This window comes from Brevundimonas sp. GW822-FHT03E11 (assembly GCF_058801445.1).
In genome coordinates, this window is sequence record NZ_JBXANG010000004.1 from 20924 (window position 1) to 32502 (window position 11579).

Genomic DNA, 11579 nt, shown 5'->3' on the forward strand with positions numbered 1-11579 from the left:
CTCAGAAATCGAGGAACATCGCCGCCTTGTGCCGATCCGCGAGGCTGACGACCGTGTGCGTGAACGCCGCGTTCTCGGCGTAGCTGGCTTCAAGAAGACGGATGAGGCGCTCCCGGTTGCGCGCCTGGGCCGGGCTCAGGGCGGCCTTCAGCTCCTGAACCTCGTCCTCGTCCACAGTGGAGATCCAGCTGAAGAATTTGGCGAGGAAGCCGACCATCACATCGGAGACCTGAACGCCGGGATCGTCATGCGACCTCTCGACGAAGCGATAGTTGCAGAAGGGGGCGTCGCCGTCCGTCAACGTCATCCGGGCGAGTTCGCCGGAGACGACGTCCTCGGCGTCGAAGACGTGGCTCGCATTCTTCAGGATGCAGATGCGCTCCAGGAAGAAGTCCCGGAAACCGTCGATCAGAACGCGCGCCTCCCCGCCCTCGATGAAGGGCAGGGGATGGTGGCGGCCCATCTGCAGCAGGCCCCGCAGCATCTGGTAGCCGAAATGATCGAGGCGATCGGCGTGATCTTCCGCGAAGGCGATCAGCTCGGTCATGAAGGCGCGCCTGCGTTCCGGCTTCAGGTCCGGATAGTCGAACCGGGCCATCAGGGCCGCAGTTCTGGGCCTGTCGGCGCGAAGCAAGGTGCACAGGTCCGACTTCAGGGATTCCCCGAAGCCGTCCGGCATCTCCCCGGCCGCCAGCACCGAGTCGACGACATCCACGACCGACCAATAGAAGGGGTCGAGCGCGAGGTAGTGGACGAGGAGGTTTTCCTCCAGCGCCCAGTCGAGAAACGCCTCCAGCTTCCTCGATCCGAGGACCTTCGGAAACTCGCCCCGGCCGAAGAGCGCGAAATGGAGCTCCTCGGCATTGGGCTGGATAAAGGCCCGCGCTCTCAGCGGCCCGACATCGATCGGGGCCGCATCCCGACGACCCACGCCGCCGAGCGCCCAGCAGTTCAGCTCCGGCACGTTGAAGGCGTCGGCCTGGAGATGCAGTCGCCGGATGTTGTTTGTCTCGTCGTAATAGAGCCAGTAGGTCCTGTCGGCGTGGACTAGGCCGTGCGCCTCGATCAACGCCCGCCTCATCGCGTTCACGTCGATGACCTGCCTCGTCGTCTCGGGGGGCTCGCTCATGCCTCGCCCTTCCCGGGACGAGGCAGGGCGAGACGTTCGGCCGGGTGGACCTCGGGGAACCGGTCGACAGTCCCACGCCAGTCGTCCATCGCCGGCGACAACCAGCGGGTCATCTCCAGCATGGCCTGATGCAGCTTGGGCAGGTTCCAGTAGAGGATGGGTTCGTGGTGGGCGATCCGGTTACGCAGAAGCCGCACCTGCGTCAGAGGCGCCGTGAAGTCCTTGCGGGCCAGGAAGCGGCCCTCCCGCATGGCGATCCGGTGCAGGGTGCGCTGCCACAGATCGTCCTGCTCCCGCCCGAACATCGAGGTCCAGAAGCTGAAGGTCAGGGCGGCGACCACCCGGCCGTCCTCGATCGGCTTGCCTGCTTCGGTCAGCTCGGCGATCGCCGCGCGCACCTGTTCGGCCTGACGGTCGGTGAGGTGACCGGCCTCGGGCTGGAACCACCCCGCCATGGGCCTCGGACATCACAGTATGGATGCGATTGCGCAGCGCCACCTCCAGGGCCTGGAGAGGCACATAGAGGGCTTCGGAGACCCGGGTGTTCAGCGTATGGAGGGCTACGGCGCGCTCGCGGTCGCCTTGCGCCCATGCGACGTAGCGGGCGAAGCGTTCGAGAGACAGCGCGGCTTCCACCGCGTCGGCGCCGGCCGCCGACCTTGCATCGGGGTGGGTCATGGATTAGCTCTACCTGCGTACACCCTGGGACCGCCTCTGCTGCAAAGCATGCCCCCGGGGTAAATCAATTCTGGGCCCAGCCTTTACGACTGCCTCAGTCCCACCGGCGTGGAGACGCGCAGCCGGGCGGCCTCCCGGTCTTTGCGCGCCTGGGTGAATTCCGGTTCGAGCTTGCGCACGCGCTCGACCAGTCCATCCAGATGATAGACGTTCGAGCCCCAGTCCCCGGCCGCCGTCTTGCGCTGCTCGCGCCGGACAAGACCTGCCTGCTCCAGTTGGCGGATGTTGGTTTGAATGGTTTTCGGCCCCACGCCGATCCGCCGACCCAGCTCCGCCCTGGAAGGAAAGGGGGCGCGACCCGGATCGCGGTAGTAGTCCAGCAACTGCACGAGGATGTTGAACTGCATCGGGGTCAGCCCCAGTCGCGCCTGAGCCTGAATCAGGATCGAGGGGATGCCGGCGTACCCGTTGGAGATCACGGCCTTGCCCCAGATCTTGTCCTGGGAGGCGGCGGCCTTGGCGGGAGCCGACGCCAAGGGCGCGAACGGCACAACGGTCGGGGTGGTCGAGGTGGTCATGGAAAGCTCCTTCACGGAACAACCTATGGGCGCTCCATCACACGAACAAGGTTGGGGGGGCTCGAGGGGTATGGTGCTTTCATGACCCACCTGACTGGGTATGGTTCGGTTGATTAACGCCAGGAGCGATGGTTACAGTCACGATGATTCAGTGGCTGTGTGGTGACCCAGGTCCGGAACGTCACGACCTGACCGGTGGGGCGCCTGAAAGACCCACCCTGCTCCCTGATTTTCGCATCAGCGTCGTATCCCGATCGGCTGGGGCGCCCTTCAGGGCGGCGGGCGAGCGGCCGGAATCGGCCGCCGAGGGGAGGGCGAGCAGCCCCGTAGGCCTACGGGGCGAAGGGGGTGACGGTCTAGGGCAGGATAGGCTTTGCGCCGGCAATGTCTGACAGACCGACACCCTCATGGATCGCCTCACCCTCCGCGTCCCGCCTGATCTGATCCGCCGCTTCGACGCCGCCGCGGCCCTGAGCGGCGGGCGCGCCCGGCTCCTGCGACGGCTGATGGAGGCGGCGGCGCAGGCGCCCTTTCCGGAGGCTCAAACGCCGCCGCCTGCGCGCCTGTCGAGCAAATTGGGCCTGCGACTGACCCTCGTGGACATGGCCGCCCTGGAGCGCGAGGCGGCCCTGAGAGGCCAATCCCGGACACAATGGACCGTGGCCCTGATCCGTGCGCGACTGCATGGGCGCCCCCAACTCAGCCGTGGCGAGGCGATCGCCTTTCTAGAGGTACAGCGCGAGCTTCGCCGCATCGGCGTCAACATCAACCAGATCGCCCGGGCCCTGAATACGGCGGTGATGGAGGGCGCGGTGCTGGACCTGGAAGTCGCCCAGCTGGACGCCTACGTCCGCGAAATCCGCGCCCATCTGGTCGGGGTAAGGGACGCCTTCGCAGGTAACCTGTCCTACTGGTCCCCCGATCCGTGAACGACTTCCGCGTCCCGTCCGGGTTCGAGGAGGCGCTGCGTCCTCCCGTCCGCATGCGGCGGGCGAGGCTGGCGCATGCGGTGCTGCGCGTCACCCGGGGGAAGACGGGCGAACCGGCGAACGCCAGGCTCCAACGCGTCGCGCGCCGGGTTCCGGAGGTGATGGTCAAGATCACCGGACGAACGCGGGACGCAGGCCATCTGCAGCGCCACCTGGACTACATCACCCGGAACGGAAAACTCGTCCTGGAGGGCCCCGACGGCGAGCGCCTGTCGGGACGGGCGGAGGTCCGCGCCCTTGCCGAGGACTGGCGCGCCGAGCTGGATGTGCTGACCTCCCGGAAAGATGCGCCGGTCTCCCTCTCGATCATCCTGAGCATGCCGGCGGGGGTCGATCCCGGCCGCGTGCACGATGCCTCGCGCGCGTTTGCGAACGCCCTGTTCGGCGATCGGCATCCCTATGTCTTCGCCCTGCACACGGACGACCGACACCCCCACGTCCATCTGACGGTCCGGGCGCTCGGACGTGACGGGGAGAGGCTCAATCCGCGCAAGGCGGACCTCCAGCTCTGGCGAGAGACCTTCGCGGCGGCCCTGCGGGATCGCGGCGTCGAGGCCGAGGCCACGCCGCGACGTGCGCGGGGCGTGGTGCGCAAGGGCGAGCGCATGCCCGTTCGTAAGCTGCGGGAGCGGTTCGAGCGTGGAGACGGCCCGATGCCGGAGACCCTGAAAGGCGCCCTGAAGGATGCGGCCCGGCCGCCGGCTGAAGCGGCCCCCTGGGAGGTCCGTCTGCGCGAAAGGCAGGCGCAGATCCGCAAGGCGCTCGTGGTCGAAGCCTTGCGGCTCCAGGCGTCGAAATCGGAGTCAGATCGGAGTCTCGGGCGGGATCTGGAGACGTTTGTCCGGACCCTGCCGCCAGCGGCGACGCGGCGCCAGATCCTCGCTCGAGCACTAGGAGAGGGTCAGGGGCGGCCGGAGAGGGGCAGGGATCGAACCCGCTGACGAGGACGATCAGCCATCGCCCAACCATGGGCGAAGGTCGTCATCAGCGCTGCCGGGTTCGCTCGGCCCGTTGGCGGTTGTCGGTATCGCGAGACTTGTCCGGACCGGGCTGAACCCGCGCCCAGGCCTGTTGCAGCAGACGCGCCTGGGCGGCCGGGTCGGCGATGAGGGTGCGGACGACCACGGCGGCCATGTCCAGACGACGCTTCATCTCCTCCCGGCTGGGGGGCGTGGCGCGGCGTTCGGCGCGTTCGGTTGGCTCATTGGCGGCCTGCCGATCCCGTTCGGTCGGCTTGTAGCCCGCCACGTCGAGGCCCAGGGATCGTCCCTGCACCCAGACCTCACGGCGGAAGGCCTCGTCGCCCGAGACCTTGATGCCGGACCAGCCGCGGTGCTGGGCGATCCGCAACATGGAGGCGACGGCGTCCGGATACGCCTGCGGCGAGGACAGGGCCCGGCCATGATCGCGGAACATCGGGTCCGCCGCCTTGTGGTCGCGATAGTAGCGCTCCGGGCGACCCTGACGGTCGCGCTCGATCAGGTAGCGATCCAGCAACTGGGTCGGGACATCGCCCTTGTCGAGCGAGCGGCCGTCCGCTCGCGTCCCCGGCTTGGGCGACACACGGTTGCCCGGGGCGGGCTTTGGCCGAGCGGATGTCATGGCAGCCGCTCCCGGGACGGAGCGCCGACGGGGGCTGTGACGACGCGCTGGAGCCAGGCCTGCACCTCCGCCTCCGTCGCGCCCGGCGCCGGGGGCGTCAGGCCTTCAGCCGTGAAGCGGCGGACGATGCTGTCGAAATCCATGTCGGTCTCCACCTCTGTCAGGGGCAGGGGCTCCGGCGGCGGCGGTGTGGGCGCACGGGGCGCCGTCGCCGCCGGCGGCGGTGGCGGGGGGCGCAGTCGATCCGTGAAGCGCCGGTCGCGGTAGTAGACGAGCTTGCGGCCGCGCGTCGGCGAAAGGCCCGCCTTCAGGACGATCAGGGCCTTGTCCGACAACTGCATCAGTTCCTGCGGAAGCATGAGGGCGCGCCTCTGGTCGGAGTCCGTCAGACTGCGGCGGCCCTGGCCGAGACCGATCGGCCGGCTGCGGCTGCGAGCGCGATAGGTGTAAAAGCCGAGGCGTTCGCTCAACTCCTGGGCCACCTTCAGTTCCTTTGGCGCGAAGACGATCTCGAGACCGCAGTTGGTGAGGATGTCCTCGGTGATGTCCGGTCCATACAGGGCGCGCAGCTGGGACGGGCTCTGGATGACGGGAAGCAGACGCAGGCCATAGCCGGCGACCCAGGCGAAGGCGTGGGCCAGCACCGGGGCGCGACCGAGCCGGGCGAACTCGTCCAGCAAGACCAGCGTCGGCGGCGTGTCGGCGGCCGGCAGGGTGCGGCTGTTGAGATCGACGAGTTGCTGGAACAGGAGGGCGTAGAGCGGGGCGACCCGGTCCATGTTCTCGGGCGAGGCCGCCAGATAGAGCGACAGACGGCCGTTGCGGATATCGCGGAGGTCGAAGTCGCTCGCGGACGTCGCCGCGTCCACCAGGGGATTGAGCCAGAGACCCATCCGGGTGGTGATCGACTGGCGGATGGAGGCGAAGGTGTTCTCGCCCGAACTGCAGAAGTCGGTCAGGGCGGAGGCGGCGCCAGCCGGAACCGGATCGCCGATCCGGCGTCGCTCCTCCAGCAGTTTGGGGAAACGCTCGCGGGGGTCGCCTTCGGTGAGCTGGCGGTAGATTTCGCCGAGCGTGAACGGGAGGTCCGGCGTCGCGGCGACATAGGCGCCCACCCCGATGAAGCCGGTGCGGGCGGCTTCGGACCAGAAGGGGTCGGCATGGCTGTGCGCCGGAAACAACATGCCTGCGATGCGCTGGAGTTCATCCAGAACGACGATCGGGGCGGTGCGATCAATGTGCTGGAGCGGGTTGAAGCGCGCCGTGCGACCGTCCGCGGCGAGCGGGTTGAACAGATGCACCTGCTGTCCCGCCTCTTTTCGAAAGCCGGCCGTGGCGTCGAAATTCTCCCGCTTGATGTCGAGGACGACGACCGAACTGGGCCAGGCCAGGAGGTTCGGGATCACGACGCCCACGCCCTTGCCCGTCCGCGTCGGGGCGTAGAGCATCACATGGATAGGGCCGCCCGCGACCAGAAGGCCGTCGGCGGTCTGGCCCAGCAGGATGCCGGTCCGGTCCCGCAAATGATGACGACGCTGCTCCGCGCCGGTCGACCAGCGGGCCGCGCCATGGAGCGGTCTGCGCATGCCGAGAGCGATCGCGGTCATGAGGATGAGAAGGATCAGACCCATCACGCCCGCCCCGACGCCGAGCCAGCGCCGTACCTCGGGATCGTGGCGGTAATAGTAGAACCAGGCCGGGACGCGGACGGGATCGATCTCTCCGGAGAACCGGCCCAGACCGATGAGGGCGATGAGCAGCGCGCCGGTCGTGATCAAGGCGAGCGCCGCGGTCAGACCCACCGCGACCAGGGCCGCCCTAGTTCCCGGCGCGGCGCTTGCGAAGCGGGTCATGCCACACCTCCGTCATCAGGAACCGGCCGTTGGTCTTCTTCATCTGCACCACCACATCGACCATCAGGTGCAGCATGGTGCGGATGTCGTCGCGCGGCAGGTCGCGCCCGCCCTCGGACTCGCGGACCAGAAGCGTGAGTTGCTCGAAGGCGAGGCTGGCGGAATCGGCATGCACCGTGGTGATCGATCCGGGGTGACCGGAGTTGACGTTGCGCAGGAAGAAGAAGGCGGTCCCGTCGCGCAGTTCCTGAAGCAGAACCCGATCCGGTCTCATCCTCAGCGCGCTCTCAAGGAGCGCCTTGGGGCCGACCTTGGCCAGCCCCTGGCCGTCCTTCGAATAGACCAGATGGACGACGTTGCGTTGGGGCAGGATCAGTTCGCGCGTGTCCTCGATGGTCAGCAGTCGCTCGTGGGCCGGGATCAGTTCGACAAGACCCTTGGCGAAGGTGGTCTTGCCAGAACCCGTGGCGCCGGAGATCAGGATGTTGCGGCGGCTCTCCACCGCCAGCCGGAAAAAGCCGACCCAGTCGCCGGCCTCCCGCAGCCGGACCAGGGCCGCGTCGGTGTCATCGATTTCGTCGCCGGTCACAGTCTCGGCCGAGGCGAACAGGCCGGCCGCGTGGAAGTCTTCCAGGCCCATCCGTCGTCCGGAAGGCTTGCGGATCGTCAGGGAGACCGTGCCCGGTGGAACGACCGGCGGGAGCACGATCTGGCAGCGCGCATCGCCCGGCAGGACGGTCGAACAGATCGGTCGCTCCGCGTCCACATCCTGTCCGGTGTAGGCGGCCGCCGCGACGGCGAGCGTGCGCAGCCAGCTCTCGGTGAGTTCGGGCGCCGTATGCCAACGCCAGCCCTCCGGACCCTCGACCCCCACCTCGGTCGGCCGGTTGATCACCACCTCGGTCACCGTCGCCGGTTCGAGATAGGGGCGCAGCGGCGCGAGGTAGTGGTCGATGACGGAGGTGTCGCGCATCACCTCGGGCGCAGGCCATAGACGTCGGCGAAGTTCAGATCCTGGGCGACGAAGATCGAGACTTCCGAGCCCTGGGCCTTGCGCAGGGTCGGCGGAATGCCGATCGATCCCTGAAGAGCGACGGCCGCCGCGTCCGACGGTACGCGAGCTGTGGACTGGAGACCCTGGCCGCCGCCAGCTGCCGCATAGGCGGCGTCATCGACGATCGACAGCAGCAGGGCCCCGCCGAACCGGTCCCAGAACCGGGTGTCGATCGCGCCGTCGAAGCCGGAGCGACCGAGCGCGTCCGCAGCCGGGGAGGCCAGGGCGATGGCCACCCCTCCCGGCGTCACCGCCCGCGTCCAGAGCACGAACAACCGGCCGCGACCAGGCTCCAGCGCGCCGCGGTACTCGCCCAGCACCCGGGTGCCCCGCTCGAGCAGGACCACGGCGCCGTTCTCAGAATAGACATCCCGGGAGATCAGGCAGGTCACATAGCCCGGGGTGGCGCTGTCCATCGCCGTCTGAAGGACGCAGGGCAGGGTGGAGCCCGCCGTGATCAGCAGGTTGCGGTCGGGAAGTCGGCCGGCCCGCGCCTGGCCGATCGGGCTGATCCGCCGCAACTGGTCCAGCGCGTGGTCGGCGCCCGATGGCGGGACGATGGTCTGTGTGGGCGAGGCGACCAGCGAACGGTCCGCCGGCATCGCCCCCGGGCGGCTATAGGCCAGCACCGGGGCGCGGCGGGCGCTTTCGGCGAGCGCTTGCCGCTGTTCCGCGGCCGTGGGGCCGGACGCCCGGGCGTCGGGTTCGGTCGCCGCGATCGCGGGAACCACCTCGCCTTCGTCGCGCAGCAGGGGCGCATCTGGATCGGAAGCCGCCGTCTCCAGCAACGGCGGCCCCGGTCGTCTCGCGGGCTCGAAGGGGGCAAGCTGGCGCGGCGGCGCGTCCTCGGCCGGATTGTCACGGTCGCGCGCATCGCCCCGGTCCCATGTGGCGAACAGGAAGACCCCGCAGCCGGCCGCAAGGGCCGCCAGGGTGATCAGGCGTCCCTGACGACCGCCGATGCGGCCGGCGATCGGCGATACGCCGCGATCCTGGACGGGCGACGGATCCCGGGGCTCGGGAGCGGGCGGCGGGGGAGGCGTATCCGTCGTCATGACCGGTCTCCTGTCACGGTGCGGTCGACGACAGGGGAGGCCGTGCCGGTGCCGGTCGACACACCACGCGGATCGAAGGCGTCGTTGAAGATGCAGAGGACGGACCCGCCATGGCGTAGCCGAAGCCCGGCCGTCACGCCGTGGATCACGACGAACTCGCCGCGCACGTCGTAGGGGACGAGCCGTTCGGAGCCGTCTCCGGCCACCTCGAAAATCGCGGGGATGGGCTGGGCGCCCGGGAAGCGCAGGACGGTGAAGCGGCCGTTGTCGGTGACCTCGCTCGGTTGGAGACGGGCGTCGCCCTGGACCGAATAGGCCAGGTTCCGTCGGCCCTCGATGGCGCCGGCTTGAAGCTCCAGCCCGACCAGCCGTTCCTCGAGCGCGGTCGCCGACGCGGCCAACTGGGCGGCCGCCCGAGCCTGCTCGTCCTCAGGATAGCGGAAGCGGACCTGGTAGGCGGTGGAACGGGCGCCCGGATCGCGGGCGACCAGCTCGAACACATAATGGCGCGCCAGCCCGGCCCGCTCTGTGACGACCAGGAGATTGGTCGCCTGATGGCGTTCGCGAGGCTTCAGGAACAGGACCGAACCCTCGGCCGCCACCTCCCAGGCGACGCTGTCGCCGATGGCGGCGTGGCGGATGGTTTCCTCAGGCGAGAAAATGATCTGGGTGGCCGTCCGGAAGGCGCCCGAGATCTCGTAGACGGCGTGCGGAGCATAGGTGAACTCCTGGATCCGATCATTCGCGTGCGCGCCGCCGGCCGGCAGGGTGATCGCCAGCAGGACGGCCGCGACGGGCAGGCTCAAGGATTTCATCGGATGACCTCCGGGTCGGCGCGATAGGATGTGACCTGGAAGCCGAGGGGGTTGCGGAGGCGATCGGCCTCCGTCATCGGCGCCCGGGTGTAGGAAAAGGCGATCGTGGCGATCCAGTCGCTCTCGGTGACCTGTTGGGCCTGACGGACGGTGCGTCGGAACCGCACATTGGCGACGCTGTCGTTGATGAAGCCGATGGCGCGGATGGAAACGACCGCCTCGCCGCTGCGGCCGTAGAGGTTCTGCGGACTTTCGGGGTTGGATCCCCGGTAAAGCTCGGCCCAGCGGCGTTGTTCGCCTGGCCCCGAGAGGAGGGAGACCTGGCGGAAGGCGTCCTCCGCCGCCGGGTCGAGGTAGCCCTCCCGCGCCCGGACATACTGGCCGAGGAAGTATTTGCTGACCGCCTCGTCATAGCGAATGGGACCCGTCTCCTCCGACAGGCCCCGAACGACATCGACGGCCCCGGTCGCCTGGTCGACGCGTATGACAAAGGGCTCGCTGGTCTTCAGCGGCGTCAGGAAGGTCACAGCGGCCGTGGCGGAGATCGCAAGGGCCGTGGCCACGCCCGCGGCGGCCCAGGCGAGGCGCCGGGATCGCAGGGCCGCCGCCAGTCGGTCCTGGTCCCACCGTCGGGCCTCGGTGAAGTATTGCTTCAGGTCGTCGGACTGAACGCCGGTCATGCGCACCCTCCGGCGACCGGGGCCTCTTCGGCGACGCCGGATGGCTCGCCGGCGGTCGGCTCGGCGCCGGTCTGGGAAGGCGGCGACGTCGGCAGGAGGATCGATCCATAGGGGTTGGCGGGCCGTCGATCGCGCCCGTCGCAGGTCGGGGCCGCGGCGTCGCGACCGGTGGCGCAGCCGGCGAGCAGGCCGCTCAGGATCAGCATCAGGCGAAGGCTCATGTCAGGCTCCGTTCGTCGGTCGGATGGTTCCGCCGCCCTTGGGCGGCTGGCGACTGGCTTCCAGCGGCCCTCGCGCCCGGCCCGAGAACCCGGATCCGAGAGCGGCGGCGTTGGCGAAGTCGGCGAGGCCGGCGCTGGCCCCCCCGGCGATGCCCGCAGCGATCGCCGGCGTCTGCAGGAAGAAGATCGCGCCCAGCAGGCAAAGGGCGACGAAGATCAGACCGCCGATCATCGGGTCGGCCCCCTGGATGGCGCCCCACTGATCGCGGACCAGCGACAGGACCAGCTGGAAGATGACGATGATCAGGGCGAACAGGACGAGATAGTTCACGGCCTGGCTCAGCCAGCCGAAGAAGTAACGCCGCGTGGCGTCGAACAGGGCGCAGGCGATGAAGATGGGCCCCAGGGTGACCAGCAGCGCCAGGGCGAGTTTGGCGACGAGCACGACGCCGAAGCCGAGGGCGGCGGCCAGGGCACCGATGATAAAGACCGCTGCCGCCACGATATAGGGGGCAGGATTGAAGGCGGAGGCGTCGCGCGAGATGTCTTCCCCGAGCCAGGCGGCGTAGGCGAAAAACTGGTCGAAGGCGGCCCCGACGCTCGGCGTCTCGGATCCGCTGACCGCACGGGTCAGGGCGTTGGGCAGGCTGGTGAACAGGGGCTCGGTGACGAAGCTGGAATAGGCCGGTGTCGTCGCCAGGGCGTAGAGGAAGGCCAGCTTGATCGAGCGGACCGCGAAATCCATCACCGGTTCCGAGATGGCGCCGCGCAGGATCGCGACGCCGTACAGCACGACATACAGCAGCAGGGCGATCCGGAGCGGACCATCCACCTCGCCGATGACCGAGGCCAGCCGCTCGCCCAGGAAGACATTGAGGCGCTCGTCGATGAAATCGTAGCTCGGCTCGAAGACGCGGAACGACAT

The 11579-nt window shown here is 68.8% G+C and carries 13 protein-coding genes; 2 read left to right on the forward strand and 11 right to left on the reverse strand.

Annotated features, from left to right (window positions below):
- Position 1 precedes the first annotated feature (1 nt).
- The 3 genes from AC1RKE_RS07750 to AC1RKE_RS07760 form a co-directional block, all read right to left on the reverse strand.
- Positions 2 to 1129, reverse strand: coding sequence for a hypothetical protein (locus tag AC1RKE_RS07750; protein ID WP_348683217.1), 1128 nt, complete (start codon positions 1127 to 1129; stop codon positions 2 to 4).
- The gene (locus AC1RKE_RS07755) at positions 1126 to 1584 is read right to left on the reverse strand and encodes a hypothetical protein (protein WP_348683215.1); all 459 of its coding nucleotides are present in this window, start codon (positions 1582 to 1584) and stop codon (positions 1126 to 1128) included. Before AC1RKE_RS07755 ends, AC1RKE_RS07750 begins: the two co-directional genes overlap by 4 nt.
- Positions 1585 to 1890: 306 nt before the next feature.
- Complete coding sequence (locus AC1RKE_RS07760) at positions 1891 to 2385, reverse strand: helix-turn-helix domain-containing protein (protein WP_348683213.1); 495 nt, start codon at positions 2383 to 2385, stop codon at positions 1891 to 1893.
- 407 nt (positions 2386 to 2792) lie between these two features.
- On the opposite strand from AC1RKE_RS07760, the gene AC1RKE_RS07765 reads away from it, so the two are divergent.
- Positions 2793 to 3314, forward strand: coding sequence for a MobC family plasmid mobilization relaxosome protein (locus AC1RKE_RS07765; protein ID WP_492896760.1), 522 nt, complete (start codon positions 2793 to 2795; stop codon positions 3312 to 3314).
- Complete coding sequence (locus AC1RKE_RS07770) at positions 3311 to 4315, forward strand: relaxase/mobilization nuclease domain-containing protein (RefSeq protein WP_483458086.1); 1005 nt, start codon at positions 3311 to 3313, stop codon at positions 4313 to 4315. The genes AC1RKE_RS07765 and AC1RKE_RS07770 overlap by 4 nt, the downstream gene beginning before the upstream one ends.
- 43 nt (positions 4316 to 4358) lie before the next feature.
- Here AC1RKE_RS07770 and AC1RKE_RS07775 read toward each other — a convergent pair whose 3' ends face one another.
- Genes AC1RKE_RS07775 through AC1RKE_RS07810 form a run of 8 tightly spaced genes read right to left on the reverse strand, consistent with a single transcriptional unit; the run spans position 4359 to position 11579 of the window.
- On the reverse strand, positions 4359 to 4976 hold the full coding sequence (locus tag AC1RKE_RS07775) for an LPD7 domain-containing protein (RefSeq protein WP_348682946.1): 618 nt from the start codon (positions 4974 to 4976) through the stop codon (positions 4359 to 4361).
- A complete protein-coding gene (locus AC1RKE_RS07780) occupies positions 4973 to 6829 on the reverse strand; it encodes a type IV secretory system conjugative DNA transfer family protein (protein WP_348682947.1) in 1857 nt (618 codons plus the stop codon). The genes AC1RKE_RS07775 and AC1RKE_RS07780 overlap by 4 nt, the downstream gene beginning before the upstream one ends.
- Positions 6795 to 7802 carry a P-type DNA transfer ATPase VirB11 gene (gene virB11 / locus AC1RKE_RS07785; RefSeq protein ID WP_348682948.1) on the reverse strand — a complete coding sequence of 336 codons (1008 nt, stop codon included), beginning with the start codon at positions 7800 to 7802 and terminating at the stop codon, positions 6795 to 6797. Before virB11 ends, AC1RKE_RS07780 begins: the two co-directional genes overlap by 35 nt.
- Positions 7802 to 8938: a type IV secretion system protein VirB10 gene (virB10, locus tag AC1RKE_RS07790; RefSeq protein ID WP_348682949.1), complete on the reverse strand. Its 1137-nt coding sequence runs from the start codon at positions 8936 to 8938 to the stop codon at positions 7802 to 7804. The genes virB11 and virB10 overlap by 1 nt, the downstream gene beginning before the upstream one ends.
- Complete coding sequence (locus AC1RKE_RS07795) at positions 8935 to 9753, reverse strand: TrbG/VirB9 family P-type conjugative transfer protein (RefSeq protein ID WP_348682951.1); 819 nt, start codon at positions 9751 to 9753, stop codon at positions 8935 to 8937. Before AC1RKE_RS07795 ends, virB10 begins: the two co-directional genes overlap by 4 nt.
- On the reverse strand, positions 9750 to 10433 hold the full coding sequence (locus tag AC1RKE_RS07800) for a VirB8 family type IV secretion system protein (protein ID WP_348682953.1): 684 nt from the start codon (positions 10431 to 10433) through the stop codon (positions 9750 to 9752). The genes AC1RKE_RS07795 and AC1RKE_RS07800 overlap by 4 nt, the downstream gene beginning before the upstream one ends.
- Positions 10430 to 10654, reverse strand: a complete 225-nt coding sequence (locus AC1RKE_RS07805) for a hypothetical protein (RefSeq protein ID WP_348682954.1) — start codon at positions 10652 to 10654, stop codon at positions 10430 to 10432. The genes AC1RKE_RS07800 and AC1RKE_RS07805 overlap by 4 nt, the downstream gene beginning before the upstream one ends.
- Before the next feature lies 1 nt (position 10655).
- On the reverse strand, positions 10656 to 11579 hold the full coding sequence (locus AC1RKE_RS07810) for a TrbL/VirB6 family protein (RefSeq protein WP_348682956.1): 924 nt from the start codon (positions 11577 to 11579) through the stop codon (positions 10656 to 10658).